Origin of the sequence: Pantoea sp. JKS000250, from assembly GCF_003201065.1 — a bacterium.
Classification (GTDB): domain Bacteria; phylum Pseudomonadota; class Gammaproteobacteria; order Enterobacterales; family Enterobacteriaceae; genus Pantoea; species Pantoea vagans.
Genome location: NZ_QICZ01000001.1, coordinates 2,177,263 through 2,192,709 on the forward strand (window position 1 = coordinate 2,177,263; position 15,447 = coordinate 2,192,709).

The window sequence follows — 15,447 nt, forward strand, 5'->3', positions numbered from 1 at the left end:
AGTTGCCCTTGCAAATAGCAGCCAAGGATAACACTACTCGTCCTGTTTAATGACACCCCGTGCGCGAAGCAGTGCGGTTTTGAAATCAACTTCATAGTCTTTTTTCAGGCCTGGGATCGCATCATCGCTGGCTGAGTCACGCATTTTGAGATGGTAAATTAATACATCGTCGGTTAATTCACTTAACGGGCCACGCAAACCAGATTCCTGCGCCAGTTTCTGCAAAAATGTGACCAGATTCAGGTCAGGCTCTTTTTGCCAGGCGGGTTGCAGCAGTTCGATCAACTCGTTTAAACGATGGCATTTCATTGAGGTTTCTCCGTTATTCACAGTGCGTCATCAGCGAGGGCAAAGCCATGACAATATTGACCGGCATCATTCTGGCTGGTGGTCAGGGCCGCCGTATGGGTGGTCAGGATAAAGGATTAGTGCAACTGGATGGCAGGCCGCTTTATCAGCATGTCCTTGAACGGCTCAGGCCACAAGTCGACATTGTCATGATTAATGCCAATCGTAATATTGATCGCTATCAGTTAAGCGGGTGTCGGGTTGTGCAGGATGTTTTTGATGGCTATCCGGGTCCGCTGGCCGGTATCTACAGTGCATTAGTGGCCATCGACGGTGAATGGGCTGCCTTTTGCTCCTGTGATACGCCTGCAGTTCCTCTTAACTTTGTTGAAAAACTGGCTGAACAATGTGGAGACGCCCCTGCAGTCTGGGTCCGCTCACAATCACGCGACCACCCCACGCTGGCGCTGATTCATCGGAAGATGGCAGTGCCTCTTCATGACTATCTTCACGCCGGTGAACGACGTCTGATGCATTTCCTGCGCGACCACGGCGGCCATGCTGTTCAGCTGGATAATGATGAATCTGCCTTCCGCAATATCAATACGCCTGATGATCTAAATCATACTAGCTCAACCAACTGAGGAGGGGATTAATATAGATAAAATTGAAAAAACGAAGCTCAGTTAACAATGTCTTTTTTTATTAAAAATAAGGCAGGCAATTTATCACGCTCGAAAAAATAATCCGTTACTCATTTAAAATAATAGAATTGTATCTGAGTTGAATTTTCCTGAAAGTGACCAATAAAATTGTTAACGGGAAGTCAGCGGACTACATTAAATGGGCAATAATAGTCATTACTGCCCAGGCGCTTTAGAGAGCTATCAGCCAGCAGTGAGGATATTAGTCCAAACTGCATCAGCACGGGCCACTGAGTCAGTAGTCCCTTCAGCAGCACCGACTACCAGTCCAAAAACAGCACCCCAAATACCGCCAAACAGGCCACCAAGGACACCCTGTGCTGGAGCCAGAATTCCACTGGTTACGCCGTCAGTATTAGCAGAAATATTATAGCAGGACCATGCAACGCCCATTGCGCCAGCAATCATTCCAACCACTGCGCCGCCGATGCTGTCTAAGAATCCAGTAGAGGCAGCACCTGATACTAATTCTGTTTCAGCGATAGTAAGTTCTTTCATTTTAATCTTCCTTAAATTAGTTAATACGCAATTGAAATCCATCTAAAACATTTAACTTAATTAAACATCATCATTAGTTTCAATCAGTCACTAATAAATGTAAATAGAATAAAATCCATTTATTCCAGCAATATATTTCCCGTCTGTTATAAAATCCACAATCACATTAAGTTAATAAGTTAGTTAAATATTAAATTGTAGAATATCAAAAGTAATTAACTCGATATTTATTCTATTTTTCACCTGTTGAGTGTCGTAATAGTCAATATAAAGGAGATCACTGGCCGTAGTTTACCGTATCAGAGAGGGGTTCTCAGGCTGTTTTCGGAGATTATGGTGCGGTTTTTCACGATCTGCAGACGTAAAAAAGCCCCGCACTCGCGTGCGGGGCTTCTTCACTTATTTAATGCCTGGCAGTTCCCTACTCTCGCATGGGGAGGCCCCACACTACCATCGGCGCTACGGCGTTTCACTTCTGAGTTCGGCATGGGGTCAGGTGGGACCACCGCGCTAAAGCCGCCAGGCAAATCTTGGTGCACGAAACGAATCTTTTACGCCATGACCGCGTTGCCATCGCTCAGCCACACCGGTCACATGCCTCAGTATGCTCCCGCTGATGTCTTCGCTCTGCGCCTTGTCACGCCGCAAAATCTTTCGTTTCCGCTAATTTTATCCGGAATAAGCTGAAAATCTGTCTCTCAAAAACGCCTCTGGCGTTGTAAGGTTAAGCCTCACGGGTCATTAGTACCGGTTAGCTCAACGCATCGCTGCGCTTACACACCCGGCCTATCAACGTCGTAGTCTTCAACGTCCCTTCAGGACCCTCAAGGGGTCAGGGAGAACTCATCTCGGGGCAAGTTTCGTGCTTAGATGCTTTCAGCACTTATCTTTTCCGCACTTAGCTACCGGGCAATGCCATTGGCATGACAACCCGAACACCAGTGGTGCGTTCACTCCGGTCCTCTCGTACTAGGAGCAACCCCCCTCAATTCTCCAGCGCCCACGGCAGATAGGGACCGAACTGTCTCACGACGTTCTAAACCCAGCTCGCGTACCACTTTAAACGGCGAACAGCCGTACCCTTGGGACCTACTTCAGCCCCAGGATGTGATGAGCCGACATCGAGGTGCCAAACACCGCCGTCGATATGAACTCTTGGGCGGTATCAGCCTGTTATCCCCGGAGTACCTTTTATCCGTTGAGCGATGGCCCTTCCATTCAGAACCACCGGATCACTATGACCTGCTTTCGCACCTGCTCGAGCCGTCACTCTCGCAGTCAAGCCAGCTTATGCCATTGCACTAACCTCACGATGTCCGACCGTGATTAGCTGACCTTCGTGCTCCTCCGTTACTCTTTAGGAGGAGACCGCCCCAGTCAAACTACCCACCAGACACTGTCCGCAGCCCGGATCACGGGCCTACGTTAGAACATCAAACATTAAAGGGTGGTATTTCAAGGTTGGCTCCACGCAGACTGGCGTCCGCGCTTCAAAGCCTCCCACCTATCCTACACATCAAGGCTCAATGTTCAGTGTCAAGCTGTAGTAAAGGTTCACGGGGTCTTTCCGTCTTGCCGCGGGTACACTGCATCTTCACAGCGAGTTCAATTTCACTGAGTCTCGGGTGGAGACAGCCTGGCCATCATTACGCCATTCGTGCAGGTCGGAACTTACCCGACAAGGAATTTCGCTACCTTAGGACCGTTATAGTTACGGCCGCCGTTTACCGGGGCTTCGATCAAGAGCTTCTCCTTGCGGATAACCCCATCAATTAACCTTCCGGCACCGGGCAGGCGTCACACCGTATACGTCCACTTTCGTGTTTGCACAGTGCTGTGTTTTTAATAAACAGTTGCAGCCAGCTGGTATCTTCGACTGGCTTCGGCTCGGGGAGTAAATCCCTCCACCTACGCGCCAGCGTGCCTTCTCCCGAAGTTACGGCACCATTTTGCCTAGTTCCTTCACCCGAGTTCTCTCAAGCGCCTTGGTATTCTCTACCTGACCACCTGTGTCGGTTTGGGGTACGATTCTGTGTTACCTGATGCTTAGAGGCTTTTCCTGGAAGCAGGGCATTTATCACTTCAGCACCGTAGTGCCTCGTCGTCACGCCTCAGCGTTAATAAGGGACCGGATTTACCTGGACCCTCCGCCTACACGCTTAAACCGGGACAACCGTCGCCCGGCTGATATAGCCTTCTCCGTCCCCCCTTCGCAGTAACACCGAGTACAGGAATATTAACCTGTTTCCCATCGACTACGCCTTTCGGCCTCGCCTTAGGGGTCGACTCACCCTGCTCCGATTAACGTTGAACAGGAACCCTTGGTCTTCCGGCGAGCGGGCTTTTCACCCGCTTTATCGTTACTTATGTCAGCATTCGCACTTCTGATACCTCCAGCATGCCTCACAGCACACCTTCGACGGCTTACAGAACGCTCCCCTACCCAACAACGCATAAGCGTCGCTGCCGCAGCTTCGGTGCATGGTTTAGCCCCGTTACATCTTCCGCGCAGGCCGACTCGACCAGTGAGCTATTACGCTTTCTTTAAATGATGGCTGCTTCTAAGCCAACATCCTGGCTGTCTGTGCCTTCCCACATCGTTTCCCACTTAACCATGACTTTGGGACCTTAGCTGGCGGTCTGGGTTGTTTCCCTCTTCACGACGGACGTTAGCACCCGCCGTGTGTCTCCCGTGATAACATTCCTCGGTATTCGCAGTTTGCATCGGGTTGGTAAGCCGGGATGGCCCCCTAGCCGAAACAGTGCTCTACCCCCGAGGATGAGTTCACGAGGCGCTACCTAAATAGCTTTCGGGGAGAACCAGCTATCTCCCGGTTTGATTGGCCTTTCACCCCCAGCCACAGGTCATCCGCTAATTTTTCAACATTAGTCGGTTCGGTCCTCCAGTTAGTGTTACCCAACCTTCAACCTGCCCATGGCTAGATCACCGGGTTTCGGGTCTATACCCTGCAACTTAACGCCCAGTTAAGACTCGGTTTCCCTGCGGCTCCCCTATACGGTTAACCTTGCTACAGAATATAAGTCGCTGACCCATTATACAAAAGGTACGCAGTCACCCTGATAAATCAAGGCTCCCACTGCTTGTACGTACACGGTTTCAGGTTCTGTTTCACTCCCCTCGCCGGGGTTCTTTTCGCCTTTCCCTCACGGTACTGGTTCACTATCGGTCAGTCAGGAGTATTTAGCCTTGGAGGATGGTCCCCCCATATTCAGACAGGATACCACGTGTCCCGCCTTACTCATCGAGCTCACAGCATATGCGCTTTTGTGTACGGGAGTATCACCCTGTACCCTGCGACTTTCCAGACGCTTCCACTAACACACATGCTGATTCAGGCTCTGGGCTGCTCCCCGTTCGCTCGCCGCTACTGGGGGAATCTCGGTTGATTTCTTTTCCTCGGGGTACTTAGATGTTTCAGTTCCCCCGGTTCGCCTTGCAGCACTATGTATTCATGCTGCAATGATGCACAGAGTGCACCGGGTTTCCCCATTCGGACATCGACGGCTGTAGCGGTTCATATCACCTTACCGTCGCTTTACGCAGATTAGCACGTCCTTCATCGCCTCTGACTGCCTGGGCATCCACCGTGTACGCTTAGTCGCTTAACCTCACAACCCACAGGCGTTTTTCAACGCTGCAGACTGCAAGCATTTGAGAGACTCGGACGCATCGTATTTTTCATTCTTATTACGGAGAATGAAAACGACACGTCGTTTCAATTTTCAGCTTGTTCCGGATTGTTAAAGAGCAAATATCTCAAACGCGGCCCGGCTGCTTACGCAACCAAATCGGTTTTGAGATACTGTATGGAGACACCTTTCACCTGTCACCAAGCAGGTGGCGTCCCCTAGGGGATTCGAACCCCTGTTGCCGCCGTGAAAGGGCGGAGTCCTAACCGCTAGACGAAGGGGACACGATAGTGTCACGACTTCGCAGCCGTCCTGCTCATTACTTTTTATCAGACAATCTGTGTGGACACTGCGCGGGAAGGTATCTTCAGGTAAGGAGGTGATCCAACCGCAGGTTCCCCTACGGTTACCTTGTTACGACTTCACCCCAGTCATGAATCACAAAGTGGTAAGCGCCCTCCCGAAGGTTAAGCTACCTACTTCTTTTGCAACCCACTCCCATGGTGTGACGGGCGGTGTGTACAAGGCCCGGGAACGTATTCACCGTGGCATTCTGATCCACGATTACTAGCGATTCCGACTTCACGGAGTCGAGTTGCAGACTCCGATCCGGACTACGACGCACTTTGTGAGGTCCGCTTGCTCTCGCGAGGTCGCTTCTCTTTGTATGCGCCATTGTAGCACGTGTGTAGCCCTACTCGTAAGGGCCATGATGACTTGACGTCATCCCCACCTTCCTCCGGTTTATCACCGGCAGTCTCCTTTGAGTTCCCGACCGAATCGCTGGCAACAAAGGATAAGGGTTGCGCTCGTTGCGGGACTTAACCCAACATTTCACAACACGAGCTGACGACAGCCATGCAGCACCTGTCTCAGAGTTCCCGAAGGCACCAAAGCATCTCTGCTAAGTTCTCTGGATGTCAAGAGTAGGTAAGGTTCTTCGCGTTGCATCGAATTAAACCACATGCTCCACCGCTTGTGCGGGCCCCCGTCAATTCATTTGAGTTTTAACCTTGCGGCCGTACTCCCCAGGCGGTCGACTTAACGCGTTAGCTCCGGAAGCCACTCCTCAAGGGAACAACCTCCAAGTCGACATCGTTTACGGCGTGGACTACCAGGGTATCTAATCCTGTTTGCTCCCCACGCTTTCGCACCTGAGCGTCAGTCTTTGTCCAGGGGGCCGCCTTCGCCACCGGTATTCCTCCAGATCTCTACGCATTTCACCGCTACACCTGGAATTCTACCCCCCTCTACAAGACTCAAGCCTGCCAGTTTCAAATGCAGTTCCCAGGTTAAGCCCGGGGATTTCACATCTGACTTAACAGACCGCCTGCGTGCGCTTTACGCCCAGTAATTCCGATTAACGCTTGCACCCTCCGTATTACCGCGGCTGCTGGCACGGAGTTAGCCGGTGCTTCTTCTGCGGGTAACGTCAATCGACGCGGTTATTAACCGCACCGCCTTCCTCCCCGCTGAAAGTACTTTACAACCCGAAGGCCTTCTTCATACACGCGGCATGGCTGCATCAGGCTTGCGCCCATTGTGCAATATTCCCCACTGCTGCCTCCCGTAGGAGTCTGGACCGTGTCTCAGTTCCAGTGTGGCTGGTCATCCTCTCAGACCAGCTAGGGATCGTCGCCTAGGTGGGCCATTACCCCGCCTACTAGCTAATCCCATCTGGGTTCATCCGATAGTGAGAGGCCCGAAGGTCCCCCTCTTTGGTCTTGCGACGTTATGCGGTATTAGCCACCGTTTCCAGTGGTTATCCCCCTCTATCGGGCAGATCCCCAGACATTACTCACCCGTCCGCCACTCGTCACCCGAGAGCAAGCTCTCTGTGCTACCGTCCGACTTGCATGTGTTAGGCCTGCCGCCAGCGTTCAATCTGAGCCATGATCAAACTCTTCAATTTAAGTTTGATTTGCTTAAACAAGTTAAGCGGTGCTCATCTGTAAAACGTCATAATGAATTTCATTATGTGTTCACTCGTGAGGCTTTGATATTTTGTTGCGTCCTAAGACGCTGATATCAATCCTGCGAGTGCCCACACAGATTGTCTGATAAATTGTTAAAGAGCAGTGCGAACAGTGCGTTAGCGCCCTGTCGCGAGGTGGCGTATATTACGCTTTCCTCCTGCAGAGTCAACCTCTTTCTCAGAAGTTTTTCTCCGGCGGCGCAGTCTCCTGTGCCTCTCAGCCCGTTTCCCGTTGCCGGTGTTCCGTGTCGATGGAGGCGCATTATAGGGAGTTTCCTCAGGCTGACAAGTGTTTCTTCGAATTAATTTACTGAGCGCATCTTTTTTAAACGAACGGCTTAAAAAGAGACGTTTCATGGCCGAATAACGCACAAAAACAGCGATCAAACGTTGTAAAGAGACCTGCCGTTGCGGGTTGCGGGTGCTATTATTTTGCTTCTTCTCGCAGGATAACCCCAGGAAGGATACTCAATGATAAAATCCTCGCGCAGCATGGCCGGTTTGCCATGGATAGCGGCTATGGCCTTTTTCATGCAGTCACTCGACGCCACTATACTAAATACTGCCCTGCCCGCTATCGCCACCAGCCTCGACCGTTCTCCCCTGGCCATGCAATCCGCCGTTATCAGTTACACCCTCACTGTCGCGATGCTGATTCCGGTCAGCGGCTGGCTCGCCGATCGCTTCGGCACGCGCAAGGTATTTATCATTGCGGTTTCGCTGTTCACTCTTGGCTCGCTGGCGTGTGCGCTCTCACCGACGCTTTCGGTGCTGGTTATATCGCGAATCGTACAGGGCGTGGGTGGCGCAATGATGATGCCGGTCGCACGACTGGCGCTGCTACGCGCCTATCCGCGCAGTGAACTGCTGCCGGTGCTCAATTTCGTCACCATGCCAGGATTGGTTGGCCCGATACTGGGCCCGATGCTGGGCGGTGTGCTGGTCACCTATGCGACGTGGCACTGGATCTTCCTGATTAATATCCCGATAGGTATTCTCGGCATTATCTACGCACGCAAATATATGCCGGACTTCACCACGCCCAAGCGCCGCTTCGACTTTCTGGGCTTTATACTGTTCGGGGCTGGGCTGGTAATGATCTCGATTGGGATTGAGCTGTTCGGTGAGCGGATTGTTTCCGCCTGGCTGGCTGGCGGGATATTACTCAGCGGCATCGTGCTTTTACTTCTCTATATAGTGCATGCCCGAAATCACCCGTCGCCCCTCATCAACCTGCCGATGTTTAAAACCCGGACCTTCTCGGTTGGCATTGGCGGCAACATTGCATCACGTCTCGGTACCGGCTGCGTCCCCTTTTTAATGCCGCTCATGTTGCAGGTTGGCTTTGGCTATTCAGCTATTATTGCAGGCTGCATGATGGCGCCTACCGCCATTGGTTCAATACTGGCGAAGTCGACGGTGACACAACTGCTGCGCTGGCTGGGTTACCGCCGCCTGCTGGTCGGCATCACCGCGATTATTGGCATCCTGATCGCCAGCTTCTCTCTGCAGTCGCCTGCTGAAAGCATCTTTGTGCTGTTGCTTCCGCTGTTTATTCTCGGCATGGCGATGTCTACGCAGTTCACCGCCATGAACACCATTACTCTGGCCGACCTGGATGATGATAATGCCAGCGGGGGTAACAGCGTGCTGGCCGTGACGCAGCAGTTAGCGATTAGTTTTGGTGTGGCGGTCAGTGCTGCGGTACTGCGCTTCTATCAGGAGTTTGAAACCAGCACCATTTCACAGTTCCATGCCACGTTCCTGACCATGGGTGTCGTTACCGTGCTTTCAGCGCTGACTTTTCTGCTGCTGAAAAACGGCGATGGACGTAACCTGATCACGAATCGCGACAGGAAGAAAAAGCGCTAAACTGAGCCACGTACCACCAGCTCCGGCGTCAGCACCAGCGTTTGCTGGCTGGCGTCGGGATCGCTGAGACGATGAATTAAGGTATCTATCGCCAGTTCGCCCAGCGCATCTTTGGGCTGGTGAATCGTACTCAGTGGCGGAGTGAGATAGCGCGCCAGTTCAATATCGTCATACCCCATGACAGCCATCTGCTGCGGAACCTGCATGCCAGCCTGATAGAGGGCGTGATAAACGCCGACAGCCATCGCATCGTTACTGGTAAATACTGCTTCCGGCAGCGTTTCCAGCGCCAGCAACTCGACCATCCCGTTGTAGCCACCCTGAAATTCAAAGTCACCATTCACGATATAGCCAGGCAAAATCTCCAGGCCACTCTTAGTCATGGCGTTGCGATAACCTTCCAGGCGCATACGGGCCGGGGTTTTATCCTGGGGACCGGCGATACAAGCGATGCGGGTATAGCCGCTGTCGATAAGATGCTGAGTGGCCAGCTCGCCGCCCAGCAACGCGTTATCCTGAATGATGTCACCGCGACCTTCAAACGGTGCCCAATCCATCATCACCGCAGGTATAGAGGGATAACGATTCAGGATGTCTGCCGACGGCAGGTGACTTTCAGTGCACATGATCAGTAAACCATCGACGCGCTTCTGCATCAGCGTCTCCAGGCTGCGGTTCATCCGCTCCTCATCACCCGCCGTGTTGCAGAGAATCAGGCTGTAGCCACGCTGATAGCAACTCTCTTCCACGCCCCGCACCACTTCGGCATAAAAGGGGTTACTACTGGTGGTCAGCAGCATACCGATGGTGTGCGTCTGATTGATCTTCAGACTGCGCGCCAGTGCAGAAGGGGCGTAGTTAAGGTGGCGGATAGCCTGCTCAACTTTTTCCCGCACGCCTTCACTGACAAAGCGATTGTTATTGATCACGTGCGAGACAGTGGAGGTAGAGACGCCCGCCAGCCGAGCGACATCTTTCATGGTGCTCAAAGGCTTAGCCCTGCTGTTGCAAAAAATCATCAATCTCCGCGCGCCACGGCACGGAGGGCTGCGCACCCGAGCGGGTAACGGCAATCGCGGCGGCGGCATGGGCAAATCGCACCGCGTCGTACATTGGCTTCTGCTCCAGTCGCGCGGTAATAAAGGCACCGTTAAAGGTGTCGCCCGCCGCGATGGTATCAATAGCTTTAACGCTGAAGCCCGCAATGCGCTGACCTTCTCCCTGCTCGCTCAGCCAGACACCGCGGCGACCCAGCGTAATCAGTACCGTGCCGATGCCTTTCGCATGCAGCACTGCCGCAGCGCGAGCCGCATCTTCATCGTTGTTAACCGCAATGCCGGTCAGACTCTCGGCTTCGGTCTCATTCGGCGTAATAATGTCGATCAGCGCCAGCAGCTCATCGGAGAGAGGGGTAGCGGGTGCCGGATTGAGAATTACCTGCGTCTGATGCTGTCGGGCGAAGGTCGCGGCGGCCAGCACGCTCTCCAGCGGCGATTCCAGCTGCATTAAGAGTGCATCGGCATCGGCGATAACCTGCTGATGACGTGCTACGCAATCGGGTGTTAACGCCGCGTTTGCACCGGAGTAGATGCCGATATTGTTCTCACCGTCACCGTTGACGAAAATCATCGCCACACCGGTCGATTCGCCCTCAACCACCTCTACAGGCGTGGTATCAATATTGTCCTGTGCGAGCTGCTCACGAATACGTTCGCCAATGTCGTCAGCGCCCACACAGCCAATAAAGGCGATATCGGCACCCGCACGACCCGCGGCGACCGCCTGATTCGCGCCTTTACCGCCAAACGCAACCTGATAATTCTGCCCGATCACCGTTTCACCGGGACGAGGGAAGTGCGCCAGATTAAGGATGTGGTCAGCATTAATGCTGCCAAGAACGGCCAGTTTTGCGTTTTTGCTCATTAGGGGAATCCGGAATAAGTGCGCCACCGGGAGGGTGGCGCGGTGCCCTGATTTTCTTTGAGTTATTGAGTGACCAGCTTCAGGTCGACCGGATTGATCGCCTTCACTTTTTCACCCTTCAGCACTTTATCAGCGGTATCCACGCCGATCATGCCAATTTTTTCTGGCATCTGTGCCACGGTCGCAGTCAGTTTGCCAGCTTCCACGGCTTTAACGCCATCAGCAGTGCCATCAAAACCCACCACGATCACACCGGTTTTTCCGGCAGTCTGCAGCGCACGCAGTGCACCCAGCGCCATTTCGTCGTTCTGAGCGAATACCGCCTGTACATCCGGATGCGCCTGCAGCAGGTTCTGCATGACATTCAGACCTTTGGTGCGGTCAAAGTCAGCAGGCTGGCTGGCGAGGATCTGGAATTTATGCGCATCAGCGGCCTGTTTGAAGCCTTCGCCACGTTCGCGGGCAGCAGAGGTTCCGGCAATGCCCTGCAGCTCAATAATTTTGGCATTTTTGCCGACTTTTTTGGCGATGAAGTCACCGGCCATTTTACCGCCGAAACGGTTATCGGAAGCGACGTGGCTGACCACCGTGCCCTGTGCCGCAACGCGGTCCAGCGTGATGACAGGAATATTCGCCTGGTTAGCCATCTTCACGGCGTTGCCCACAGCATCAGAGTCAGTCGGGTTGATCAGCAGCAGCTTAGTACCGCGAACGGTCAGATCCTGCACGTTCGCCAGCTCTTTAGCCGGGTTGTTCTGTGAATCCAGCACCACCAGGTTGTAGCCCAGTTTGTCCGCTTCTTTCTGAGCACCCTCTTTCAGAGAAACAAAGAACGGGTTGTTCAGGGTTGAAACCACCAGCGCGATGGTATCTTTTGCCATGGCGCTGGTACTGAGCATTGCGCCGAGGATCATGGCCAGTGCGGTTAACTTTTTCATCTTATTATCCTGTGTAAGGTCAGAGTTATTTACTGCTTTTATTATCCACCAGCACCGCCAGCAGGATGACCACCGCTTTAACGATCATCTGGTAGTACGAAGAGACGCCCATCAGGTTCAGGCCGTTGTTCAGGAAGCCGAGGATCAGCGCGCCAATCAGGGTGCCGAAAATACGGCCTTTACCGCCAGCCAGGCTGGTTCCGCCCAGCACGACCGCAGCAATTGCATCCAGCTCATAGCCGGTACCCGCTGTCGGCTGTGCTGATGAGAGACGCGCCACTTCAATGGTGCCCGCCAGCGCTGCCAGCATGCCGCTCAGTGAATAGACGATGATTTTGACGCGATTCACATTGATGCCGGAGAGACGCGTTGCCGCTTCGTTACCGCCAAGCGCATAAATGTAGCGACCCAGACGCGTGTGCTGCAGCATGTACCAGGCGGCGATAAAGACCAGCGCCATGAGCCAGACCGGCGCAGGGATACCCAGCGGGCGACCAATACCAAACCAGCCCAGTAGATCGGCATTGGCACTGAAACCGGTGTTAATCGGGCTGCCGTCGGTATAGACCATGGTCACACCGCGCAGCAGCAGCATCATAACCAGCGTGGCGATAAAGGCCTGAACCTTGCCGCGCGCCACAATGGTGCCGGTCAGAGCACCGATTGCCGCACCCAGCGCCAGCGAAGCCGCCACCGCGACCAGAGCATTGACCTCCATGCCCACCAGCGATGCACCCACTGCGCCCGTCAGAGCCAGCAGCGAACCCACCGAGAGGTCGATACCGGAAGTCAGGATCACCAGCGTCATCCCGACCGCCATAATGGCGTTAACCGAGGTCTGCTGCAGAATGTTGAACAGGTTCGCCACGGTAAAGAAGTTCGGGCTCTGGCTGGCCACCACGGCGATCAGCACCATCAGCGCAATCAGCGACTTCTGTTCCAGCAGCCAGCTTTTGCTAAACCAGCGACGGCTGGCCGGTAAAGTTTGGGTCGTCATACCACTAAATCCTCGCTGTGTTGCTTGCCTACGGCGGCTGCCATCAGGCTTTCCTGAGTGGCGTCTTCACGGGTAAATTCGCCGCTGATACGGCCTTCATGCATCACCAGAATTCGATCGCTCATGCCCAGCACTTCCGGCATTTCCGAGGAGACCAGGATGATGCTCAGCCCTTCGGCTTTAAACTGGTTAATCAGTTGATAGATCTCTTTCTTCGCACCGACATCCACACCGCGGGTCGGTTCGTCCAGAATCAGCACGTTAGGGCGGGTCATCAGACCGCGGGCAATCGCCACTTTCTGCTGGTTGCCGCCTGAAAGCAGACCAATCGGCTGCTCCATAGAAGGCGTTTTCACGTTGAACAGCCGGATAAAATCGCCTACCGCCAGCTGCTCTGCCGCATGTTTCAGCGTGCCGCTGCCGTGACTGAAATAGCCTAATGCCGTCAGCGACATGTTCTCTTTCACTGACATGCCCAGCACCAGACCATCACGCTTACGATCTTCCGAGATGTAGACGATACCGTTAGCCAGCCCGTCCTGCGGCGAACGCGTCACCACTTCCCGTCCATTAAGCCACATTGCACCTTCACGACGCGGCAGCGCGCCGTAGAGCACCTTCATCAGTTCGGTGCGGCCCGCGCCCATCAGACCCGAGATGCCAAGGATTTCGCCTTTGCGCAGACTGAAGCTGACGTTCTCCACGCCCGGCCCGCTGACGTTCTCCACTTTGAGCCGCACGTCGCCTGGCGCCTGATCAAGATGCGGATATTGATCTTCCAGCTTACGTCCGACCATCATCTCGATCAGACTCTCTTCGGTCAGCTCGCTGACCGGACGTTCAGCAATAAACTGACCGTCGCGGAATACCGTGACGTCATCGCAGATCTCAAAGATCTCTTTCATGCGATGCGAGATATAGACGATGCCGCAGCCCTGCGCTTTCAGTTCGTTGATCACCCGGAACAGCGACAGCGTTTCGGTATCGGTCAGCGCATCGGTCGGCTCATCCATGATGATGACCTGCGACTCAAAGCTCAGCACTTTGGCGATTTCGACCATCTGCTGATCGCCAATCGACAAATCGCCCACCAGCTTGTGGCTGTTGAAGCGCAGATTGAGCCTTTTGAGCAGCGTATCGGCTTCGGCATACATACGCGGCCACTGGATACGGCCAAAACGCCCCACATATTCGCGACCGAGAAAAATATTCTCCGCCACGGTTAACTGAGGGATCAGGTTCAGCTCCTGATGGATGATGCCAATGCCCGCTTCCTGTGACGCTTTCGGTCCACTGAAACGGGTCTCTTTGCCGAGCCAGCGCAGCGTACCGGCATCATATTGATAGATCCCGGTCAGCACTTTCATCATGCTGGACTTGCCTGCGCCGTTCTCGCCCACCAGCGCCATCACGCGTCCTGCACGGACATTCAGCGACGCCCCCTTCAGGGCTTTTACGCCCGGAAAGGATTTTTCAATGCCGTCGAGTTGCAGTAAAGGTTGCATAGCGGCCTCAGAAGGTCACACCGGCGCTGAGGATGACATTCGCAAACGGAGAGCACTCTCCGCTCCGAATGACCGCCTGACTACGCTGCGTTTGTTGTTTGAATTGTTCATGACTGGTGTAGCTGATGGTGATGCGATTCCCCTGGTGCTGTTGCAAGGCTTCGAGCACGGCGACAAGCGCGCTATGAAGGTGCGGATTATGCTGCTTAATCTCCTCCGCGATCAGGGCGCTCTCTACCTGCATCTCCAGTGCGACAGCATTAACCACCTGCATAAAATCGGGCGTACCTGGCGTGAGCGCTAAGTCGATGCGCTGCGGTCCAGCCGGAATCGGCAAGCCTGCATCGGCAATCGTCAGCGTATCCGTGTGTCCCAGGCGGGCAATCACATGTGAGAGTTCAGCGTTTAACAGGCGACCTTTTTTCATCTTTTCACTCCACAGCGAAACGTTTCGCTGTCTCGAGTGTATGAAAAGCCGCCATCAACTCAACCGGCAAAGAAGAAATCTGTGATCGCTATCGAAACGTTTCGCTCACGCGGGAGGAAATTTGCATTAAGGCGAGGAAAGGAACGAAAAAAGGGCCGCGAATGCGGCCCGGCAGGAGGGAATTAAGGCAGTTTCTTAACCTGCTTAACGTCCATCTCAATGCTGTTGAAATCTTTATCCAGTTCACCCGTCAGCTCAACGTTATCTTTGGGCGTGATGGTCTGGCCGTTCCAGTGCTTGTGGTCGATTTCAACTTTCATGGTGCCCGTCTGGTCGCGGAACAGATAATCTTCCTTGCCGATCTGTTTTTCCAGCTTGCCGCGTACGGTGATCCAGCTGTCATCTTTCATCTCTTCAGCCTGCTTCACGGTCACCACACTGGTGTGATCGGCACTGAAGCCGCCCTGACCGGATGCTGACGGCGTCTGTGCGGCTGGCGCACTGGGATCAACAAATCCGCCCTGCTGTGCAGCGAAAACCGGGGCGGAAGCCAGCATAACGACGGCCAGAATTGCAGCGTGCTTTTTCATGGTGTACCCCTTTCTCAGTGGTGTTTTCGGTTTGAATACGCCCAGTTGACCACAGAGTTCTTAACAGCTTCTTAAGCGT

The 15,447-nt window shown here is 53.7% G+C and carries 11 protein-coding genes, 1 tRNA gene and 3 rRNA genes; 2 read left to right on the top strand and 13 right to left on the bottom strand.

The window, feature by feature from the left end; all coding sequences use genetic code 11:
• Positions 1 to 33: 33 nt before the first annotated feature.
• The gene (locus tag BY447_RS10455; protein WP_110331091.1) at positions 34 to 309 is read right to left on the bottom strand and encodes a YihD family protein; all 276 of its coding nucleotides are present in this window, start codon (positions 307 to 309) and stop codon (positions 34 to 36) included.
• Between the two features lie 47 nt (positions 310 to 356).
• Between BY447_RS10455 and mobA the strand changes: the two genes are divergently transcribed.
• A complete protein-coding gene (gene mobA / locus BY447_RS10460; RefSeq protein WP_110331929.1) occupies positions 357 to 932 on the top strand; it encodes a molybdenum cofactor guanylyltransferase MobA in 576 nt (191 codons plus the stop codon).
• Between the two features lie 243 nt (positions 933 to 1,175).
• On the opposite strand, the gene BY447_RS10465 is transcribed toward mobA, so the two are convergent.
• From BY447_RS10465 to BY447_RS10485, 5 genes are all read right to left on the bottom strand, one after another.
• The gene (locus BY447_RS10465; protein ID WP_041457144.1) at positions 1,176 to 1,490 is read right to left on the bottom strand and encodes a hypothetical protein; all 315 of its coding nucleotides are present in this window, start codon (positions 1,488 to 1,490) and stop codon (positions 1,176 to 1,178) included.
• A gap of 408 nt (positions 1,491 to 1,898) precedes the next feature.
• A 5S ribosomal RNA gene (gene rrf / locus BY447_RS10470) occupies positions 1,899 to 2,014 on the bottom strand.
• A gap of 196 nt (positions 2,015 to 2,210) precedes the next feature.
• A 23S ribosomal RNA gene (locus BY447_RS10475) occupies positions 2,211 to 5,120 on the bottom strand.
• A 230-nt stretch (positions 5,121 to 5,350) separates the two neighbouring features.
• Positions 5,351 to 5,425 (bottom strand) — tRNA-Glu (locus BY447_RS10480).
• A gap of 88 nt (positions 5,426 to 5,513) precedes the next feature.
• Positions 5,514 to 7,053, bottom strand: a 16S ribosomal RNA gene (locus BY447_RS10485).
• Together the 16S, 23S and 5S rRNA genes with 1 tRNA gene alongside form the textbook arrangement of a ribosomal RNA operon.
• A 534-nt stretch (positions 7,054 to 7,587) precedes the next feature.
• Between BY447_RS10485 and mdtD the strand changes: the two genes are divergently transcribed.
• Positions 7,588 to 8,988, top strand: coding sequence for a multidrug transporter subunit MdtD (gene mdtD, locus BY447_RS10490; RefSeq protein ID WP_013359543.1), 1,401 nt, complete (start codon positions 7,588 to 7,590; stop codon positions 8,986 to 8,988).
• On the opposite strand, the gene rbsR is transcribed toward mdtD, so the two are convergent.
• The 7 genes from rbsR to BY447_RS10525 all read right to left on the bottom strand — a co-directional run bounded on the left by rbsR (position 8,985) and on the right by BY447_RS10525 (position 15,368).
• Positions 8,985 to 9,968, bottom strand: a complete 984-nt coding sequence (rbsR, locus tag BY447_RS10495) for a ribose operon transcriptional repressor RbsR (RefSeq protein WP_041457145.1) — start codon at positions 9,966 to 9,968, stop codon at positions 8,985 to 8,987. The genes mdtD and rbsR overlap by 4 nt on opposite strands.
• A gap of 13 nt (positions 9,969 to 9,981) precedes the next feature.
• Complete coding sequence (gene rbsK / locus BY447_RS10500; protein ID WP_110331092.1) at positions 9,982 to 10,911, bottom strand: ribokinase; 930 nt, start codon at positions 10,909 to 10,911, stop codon at positions 9,982 to 9,984.
• Between the two features lie 62 nt (positions 10,912 to 10,973).
• The gene (gene rbsB / locus BY447_RS10505) at positions 10,974 to 11,849 is read right to left on the bottom strand and encodes a ribose ABC transporter substrate-binding protein RbsB (protein ID WP_110331093.1); all 876 of its coding nucleotides are present in this window, start codon (positions 11,847 to 11,849) and stop codon (positions 10,974 to 10,976) included.
• Between the two features lie 25 nt (positions 11,850 to 11,874).
• The gene (gene rbsC, locus BY447_RS10510; RefSeq protein ID WP_013359547.1) at positions 11,875 to 12,846 is read right to left on the bottom strand and encodes a ribose ABC transporter permease; all 972 of its coding nucleotides are present in this window, start codon (positions 12,844 to 12,846) and stop codon (positions 11,875 to 11,877) included.
• Positions 12,843 to 14,351, bottom strand: a complete 1,509-nt coding sequence (rbsA, locus tag BY447_RS10515) for a ribose ABC transporter ATP-binding protein RbsA (RefSeq protein WP_110331094.1) — start codon at positions 14,349 to 14,351, stop codon at positions 12,843 to 12,845. Before rbsA ends, rbsC begins: the two co-directional genes overlap by 4 nt.
• Positions 14,352 to 14,358: 7 nt before the next feature.
• The gene (gene rbsD, locus BY447_RS10520) at positions 14,359 to 14,778 is read right to left on the bottom strand and encodes a D-ribose pyranase (RefSeq protein ID WP_033784336.1); all 420 of its coding nucleotides are present in this window, start codon (positions 14,776 to 14,778) and stop codon (positions 14,359 to 14,361) included.
• 182 nt (positions 14,779 to 14,960) lie between these two features.
• Entirely contained in the window at positions 14,961 to 15,368 is a 408-nt protein-coding gene (locus BY447_RS10525; protein WP_033784337.1) for a YgiW/YdeI family stress tolerance OB fold protein, read from the bottom strand.
• Positions 15,369 to 15,447: the final 79 nt, after the last annotated feature.

Coding starts and splice junctions, on each gene's coding strand:
- rbsC (WP_013359547.1), bottom strand. CDS start 12,846: ATGACGACCCAAACTTTACCGGCCAGCCGTCGCTGGTTTAGCAAAAGC.
- rbsK (WP_110331092.1), bottom strand. CDS start 10,911: ATGAGCAAAAACGCAAAACTGGCCGTTCTTGGCAGCATTAATGCTGAC.
- BY447_RS10465 (WP_041457144.1), bottom strand. CDS start 1,490: ATGAAAGAACTTACTATCGCTGAAACAGAATTAGTATCAGGTGCTGCC.
- rbsA (WP_110331094.1), bottom strand. CDS start 14,351: ATGCAACCTTTACTGCAACTCGACGGCATTGAAAAATCCTTTCCGGGC.
- mobA (WP_110331929.1), top strand. CDS start 357: ATGACAATATTGACCGGCATCATTCTGGCTGGTGGTCAGGGCCGCCGT.
- mdtD (WP_013359543.1), top strand. CDS start 7,588: ATGATAAAATCCTCGCGCAGCATGGCCGGTTTGCCATGGATAGCGGCT.
- BY447_RS10525 (WP_033784337.1), bottom strand. CDS start 15,368: ATGAAAAAGCACGCTGCAATTCTGGCCGTCGTTATGCTGGCTTCCGCC.
- rbsB (WP_110331093.1), bottom strand. CDS start 11,849: ATGAAAAAGTTAACCGCACTGGCCATGATCCTCGGCGCAATGCTCAGT.
- BY447_RS10455 (WP_110331091.1), bottom strand. CDS start 309: ATGAAATGCCATCGTTTAAACGAGTTGATCGAACTGCTGCAACCCGCC.
- rbsD (WP_033784336.1), bottom strand. CDS start 14,778: ATGAAAAAAGGTCGCCTGTTAAACGCTGAACTCTCACATGTGATTGCC.
- rbsR (WP_041457145.1), bottom strand. CDS start 9,968: ATGAAAGATGTCGCTCGGCTGGCGGGCGTCTCTACCTCCACTGTCTCG.